Annotated in this window: 10 protein-coding genes; 3 read left to right on the top strand and 7 right to left on the bottom strand. The window is 61.9% G+C overall.

The genetic code is table 11. The features are described from left to right. Positions 1 to 377: 377 nt before the first annotated feature. Complete coding sequence (locus ACXJL8_RS35555; RefSeq protein ID WP_456624163.1) at positions 378 to 554, bottom strand: hypothetical protein; 177 nt, start codon at positions 552 to 554, stop codon at positions 378 to 380. Positions 555 to 579: 25 nt separating this feature from the next. Further along, a complete protein-coding gene (locus ACXJL8_RS35550; RefSeq protein WP_456624182.1) occupies positions 580 to 771 on the bottom strand; it encodes a hypothetical protein in 192 nt (63 codons plus the stop codon). A 413-nt stretch (positions 772 to 1,184) separates the two neighbouring features. Here ACXJL8_RS35550 and ACXJL8_RS35545 point away from each other — a divergent pair, with 413 nt between their 5' ends. After that, a complete protein-coding gene (locus tag ACXJL8_RS35545) occupies positions 1,185 to 1,403 on the top strand; it encodes a hypothetical protein (RefSeq protein ID WP_456686503.1) in 219 nt (72 codons plus the stop codon). A gap of 209 nt (positions 1,404 to 1,612) precedes the next feature. Here ACXJL8_RS35545 and ACXJL8_RS35540 read toward each other — a convergent pair whose 3' ends face one another. From ACXJL8_RS35540 to ACXJL8_RS35525, 4 genes are all read right to left on the bottom strand, one after another. Then, the gene (locus ACXJL8_RS35540) at positions 1,613 to 1,909 is read right to left on the bottom strand and encodes an HU family DNA-binding protein (protein WP_007591377.1); all 297 of its coding nucleotides are present in this window, start codon (positions 1,907 to 1,909) and stop codon (positions 1,613 to 1,615) included. Positions 1,910 to 2,168: 259 nt separating this feature from the next. After that, positions 2,169 to 2,342: a hypothetical protein gene (locus ACXJL8_RS35535; protein ID WP_456624165.1), complete on the bottom strand. Its 174-nt coding sequence runs from the start codon at positions 2,340 to 2,342 to the stop codon at positions 2,169 to 2,171. 31 nt (positions 2,343 to 2,373) lie between these two features. After that, a complete protein-coding gene (locus ACXJL8_RS35530) occupies positions 2,374 to 2,592 on the bottom strand; it encodes a hypothetical protein (RefSeq protein WP_456624166.1) in 219 nt (72 codons plus the stop codon). Continuing rightward, the gene (locus ACXJL8_RS35525) at positions 2,589 to 2,822 is read right to left on the bottom strand and encodes a hypothetical protein (RefSeq protein ID WP_456624167.1); all 234 of its coding nucleotides are present in this window, start codon (positions 2,820 to 2,822) and stop codon (positions 2,589 to 2,591) included. Before ACXJL8_RS35525 ends, ACXJL8_RS35530 begins: the two co-directional genes overlap by 4 nt. 128 nt (positions 2,823 to 2,950) lie before the next feature. Between ACXJL8_RS35525 and ACXJL8_RS35520 the strand changes: the two genes are divergently transcribed. Continuing rightward, entirely contained in the window at positions 2,951 to 3,085 is a 135-nt protein-coding gene (locus tag ACXJL8_RS35520; protein WP_456624168.1) for a hypothetical protein, read from the top strand. Positions 3,086 to 3,192: 107 nt separating this feature from the next. After that, on the top strand, positions 3,193 to 3,363 hold the full coding sequence (locus tag ACXJL8_RS35515; RefSeq protein WP_456686502.1) for a hypothetical protein: 171 nt from the start codon (positions 3,193 to 3,195) through the stop codon (positions 3,361 to 3,363). A gap of 394 nt (positions 3,364 to 3,757) precedes the next feature. On the opposite strand, the gene ACXJL8_RS35510 is transcribed toward ACXJL8_RS35515, so the two are convergent. Then, a partial coding sequence (locus ACXJL8_RS35510; RefSeq protein ID WP_456686501.1) for a GFA family protein occupies positions 3,758 to 4,130 on the bottom strand: 373 nt, incomplete at its 5' end.

Raw genomic sequence — 4,130 nt, 5'->3', positions numbered from 1 at the left:
GAATAGGGTTATCCGCTTCGCCGCAAGCTTTCGTTAGGCGTTTGCGCGCGGCGACGATGGTGCGGATGCGGCGAGCCTCGTGACAGCGATGAGATCGCTCCTGCGGTGCGCCGACCAGCTTTGTTCCAGCTTCGACTCCATTTCGTTCTCAAAGAACGAATCGGAATCGAAGAAATCGGCGCGGAGCAACTCCTAACGATTGGTTTGCATCGCGCGCCGACGATATCCCGTCACATCGCATCTGCTTTTTGCATCGCGCGGTCCCTTCTGACAACCGCATTCGCAGCGACGGCAGCAGGCATGACTTGTTCTGCATCCGACTCCATTTCGTTCTCAAAGAACGAATCGGAGTCGAGACAATCGGCGCGACGCGATTGCTAATGATCGATGAAGGCGCAGTCGCGTGACTTCGCCGGCGGCAGGAATTTCGAGACGATGCGCAACCACGATGGGACGTTGGCTTCGCCAAGGCGTTGGCTCCGAGCCGTCAGCGTCACATGCGCGACCGCAACGACCGGCATGAGATGCGCAACGATCGTCTCGCGCGCGTCCAATCGGCCTGATCGCGTCCGGCGCGCGCTAGACTGGACACGCCGCTAGTGCCGCATGGCGTCGCGGTCTGGCGACGTGCCTTGAGTCCGGTCGCGTCGCGTTGTCCTTCGCCGCAAAGCAGTCGAGGATCTGGATGCGGAGTTCTTCTGCGGCCGGGCCCTCGACCTTCCTGAGCTGATTCCAGAGCCTGATTACTTCGCGCTGCTGCTCGATGTTCATGAGTCACCTCCAAGGCCACTCACTAGAACAAAATAGGAACAAAAAGTCCAGCCTCTCCAGCAGATTTCCTCAGCGTCTTGCCTTGAACCTTTCCCGGCTTGCGAAGACCCATGGAGGCTGGGGATTTCAGCGCCCAGTCATACGGCAGCGCCGCCTGACGAACATATTCCGTCATCGCGGCGCTGTTGCTTTTTGGAGTTTCAACCTTAAGTTAAGGTGACGGTTGGCGGCTAGGCGCTGAAATCCCATTGCCGTCGGCCAGAAGAGCCCCGTGCGCAAGCGCGGGGTTTTTCTTTTGCGCCATTCGCCGGCAGCGCTTCGCGCGTCGGCCTGCACGCGCATGACAACGGCATGGAACGCGCCTCACCCCTGCCCGTTAGCTCTCGCCAAAGGTCACGCTCAAGGGTGACGCAATGCCAAAGACATATTTCGCCGTAGAGGTCGTTCGGCAGATTGAAGAGACCGTTGAKATCATCGTCGAGGCGAAGGACGAGACCTCCGCGCAGAACGCGGCGCTCGCGCACCTGAAGGCGCGCGGCGACGAATACCAATGGCTGAATTCGAAATCGGAATTCATCGTCTGGCGCAAGCGCGCGATCGATACGCCGGCGATCGTGGACGTGACCGCATGATCAGGTTGGAAGCGTGTCGATGATCGCGACCGTCGCGGGACTGTTCGCGATCGCGGAGCACGATCTCGTCCTCCGGCGGTGAACCTTTTTCGCGCTGGCGCGTCTTATGAGAGAAGCCTCCCCCAGGCTTCACCCCCCATCAGAAAACCCCGCCTCCCCCAGGCGGGGTTTTCGCTTTTCTCAGAGGCGGATTTGGCAAACGCCTTGGATCAGACCGAGTCCTTGGCGACCTTCAGCGGCGACGCCTTGACCGACTTGCTCGCCGGCTTCGCCGCGAACTGCATCGGCTCCTTGGTGAAGGGATTCACGCCCATGCGGGCTTCGGTCGCAGGCTTGTTCACGACCGACATCTTCACGAAACCGGGAATAACGAACTCACCGGACTCGTTGAGCTCCTTGTAGCCGACGGTCGCCATGTACTCGATGACCGACTTCACATCGTTCTTGGAAAGCTGCGTGCCCTCGGCAATTGCATCGATCAGCTGGGTCTTGGTCATCTTCGCCATGTCTAAAGTCCTCTGAATTGGGTGCGCGCGAGCTACGATGTAACTCTGCCTGGGACGCGGTAAAACCACGCAGGGCGCTTCTGTTCATGCCAATGGTCATGAAGTGACCGGGCTTAGAACCCATCGAGGCCGAAAACGCAAGCAGCAGTTCGGCCTCGGTTCCGCAATCCTCAGCCCGGACAAAGCCCCGGGAGGGCCTTATGCGAAGCCTCCCGCGACGCGGCACAGTCGCTCCGTTCGCAACGAGGCCATGCCCGCATCACCCGAAGTCACGAAAGCCCCACGCCAGGATTCCAAACATCAGGACGACGATGCACGCCGAGCCGGCGACGACCATGAGCGCGACTTTGGCACCGGACAGGCCTGCCCGTCTTGCCCTGACCGCGGCATAGAACAGCAGGACGAACAGCAGCGGACCAACGAACAACAGCATTTCGACTCCCCGCTTCTCATCTCATCGCGCGTCAGGGCACGTTGCCGCTGTTGCGCGATCCGCCAATCGAAACCGGCTTGTTCAGGAAATACTCGCGATTGCCCGTGGCCGCTTCCGCGTACTGGTCGATGGCGACGATGATGGCCTGGACGTGGGCGTAGCACCACCCTTCGCGTGTGGCCTTGCGGCGAACATCCTCGAGCGCTTTCAGGAACGGCGACAGCTCGGGCTCGTCATCGAACCACCTCACCAAGTCCTCCCGCCGAGCACCTTGCCCTGGTTGTGATGCGGCTGGGCCTTCTTCAGCGCGTCCCGTTGCGCACAGAGGTCGTCGATCCTGGCCTGCATCCGGCTCAGCAGGGCTTCGGCCGAGGCCGTCCCCAAGCCCGCCCGTTGCAGCCCGAGGATCTCCCTCCGCTGGCGCCCCGCCTGGATGCGCATGTGTTCGATGTCCGCCCTGATGACGTCCAGGTCCGGCATGGTCAGCCCTCGCAATGTCGAGACGAACTAGAACAAAAAGAGAACACTAAGGCAAGCCGCTAGGGCTAGCTGGAACCCGAGCCGCCCGGACAAATTATGGATTCAGCGACGACACGAAGAGCCGAACGATGAGCAAGGAAGATCTGTTGAGGCAGGCCGAGAACGCCGAGCGCCACGCCGACCAGGCTGTCGACCCCGAGGTCAAGGAAGCCCTACGGAAAGCCGCCGAGGACTTCCGGCGCGAGGCCGAACAAGAGGACTAACGCCCCGCCTCCGGCGCCGTTCGGGCAGACCCGACCAAGCCATCGGCGTCGGCGTGGGTTCTCTTTTGCGGGCATCTCCTGCATAGTGCGGCATGGCTAAAACAAAAGTGACCTTCAAAACCGTCCGGATCTCGGAAAACGACTGGAAAATCCTGGCGGACTACCCCGACAGCGAACAGCGCGAAATCACAGGCTTCGCCAGCAAGGCCGATGCCGACGACTGGATCAACGGAGACCGCAAGATCGCGTGGCTCCGCTCTCAGGGCTACGCCAAGTGAGCTGCGTCACGTGACGCGATAGCTGTCCGGCGCGTCGCGCATCAGCTTCGCCGACGCGGGCCCGCTTCCTCCTCCGCTCCAGGTTGTCTCACCATCACCGTGCTTTGCAGCCACGCTGCGAAGGGCTTTGACCTGACCGGAGCCCACTTGCTGTCCGGCTCCGCTCCAAAGCAGAGACGAGGCTGGGAGCTTGCCTGCGGCCCATCCTTCGAGACGCCCGCCTACGGCGGGCCCTCAGGATGAGGTCGCGTTTGCAGCGAGAGATCTGACCCTCATGGTGAGGAGCCCGCCAAAGCGGGCGTCTCCGGACGATGCTCTGCATCGCCGGGCGAACCATGCAGGCCGAGCTCGTCCGGCAGCCTCCCCCTGTCATTGGACCTCGGGACTTTCACCGTCACTCGGCCGGGATGAAGCGGAGCGTGCCTGCGCGGCGCGTCGGCTTGCCGGTGTCGTTGGTGTGATTGACGCCGTCCATCACGGGCACCTCGGCGAAATCGAACGGGCTGACCCCGTCCAGGCAAGCCACGTTGACGGCATAGAGGTTCTGGTCGGATCGTCGCTGATGATGGGTGTAGATTCCGCAGCCGGAGCAGAAGAAGTGCTGCGCCGCTCCGGTGTGGAAGCGGTAGCTCGTCAGCGCATCCTCGCCCCGCAGGAATTTGATCCCGCCCATCTCCGCCATGACGACGACAGCGCCGCGCATCCGGCAGTAAGAGCAGGTGCAGCGGCGGATCGAATTGAAGCCGTCGCTGAGCGTCGCCTCGAAA

This window comes from Bradyrhizobium sp. P5_C11_2 (genome assembly GCF_054049755.1).
The sequence above is the reverse complement of the archived record's forward strand: the minus strand, read 5'-3'. Positions and strand labels throughout refer to the sequence as shown.

Coding starts and splice junctions, on each gene's coding strand:
- ACXJL8_RS35550 (WP_456624182.1), bottom strand. CDS start 771: ATGAACATCGAGCAGCAGCGCGAAGTAATCAGGCTCTGGAATCAGCTC.
- ACXJL8_RS35540 (WP_007591377.1), bottom strand. CDS start 1,909: ATGGCGAAGATGACCAAGACCCAGCTGATCGATGCAATTGCCGAGGGC.
- ACXJL8_RS35535 (WP_456624165.1), bottom strand. CDS start 2,342: ATGCTGTTGTTCGTTGGTCCGCTGCTGTTCGTCCTGCTGTTCTATGCC.
- ACXJL8_RS35525 (WP_456624167.1), bottom strand. CDS start 2,822: ATGCCGGACCTGGACGTCATCAGGGCGGACATCGAACACATGCGCATC.
- ACXJL8_RS35520 (WP_456624168.1), top strand. CDS start 2,951: ATGAGCAAGGAAGATCTGTTGAGGCAGGCCGAGAACGCCGAGCGCCAC.